This is a genomic window from Ruminococcus sp. CAG:379, assembly GCF_000434255.1.
Lineage (GTDB): Bacteria > Bacillota > Clostridia > Oscillospirales > Ruminococcaceae > Ruminococcus_F > Ruminococcus_F champanellensis.
In genome coordinates, this window is the sequence record NZ_FR894925.1 from 830 (window position 1) to 1,074 (window position 245).

General features: G+C 56.3%; 1 protein-coding gene. It reads left to right on the forward strand.

Annotated elements, in window-relative coordinates; all coding sequences use genetic code 11:
• On the forward strand, window positions 1-245 hold a 245-nt coding region (locus QVO51_RS10220), incomplete at both ends, for a recombinase zinc beta ribbon domain-containing protein (RefSeq protein WP_288168172.1).

Sequence of the window (245 nt, forward strand, 5' to 3'; positions counted from 1 at the left end):
TACTACATTGAGGACGACCATGAGGCGATCATCCCGAAGGATATATTCATGAGAGTGCAGGAGGAAATGGCACGGCGGTCATCCGAGCGTGATATGAACGGAAGGCGGCAGGGCTTCAGCGCAAACCACGCCTTCTCTCACATGGTGACCTGCGAGTGCTGCGGTGAGCATTTCCGCAGGCTGCACTGGAACAACCGGGGCAAGAAAACGATCGTCTGGCGGTGCAAGACCAGACTGGAGGACAA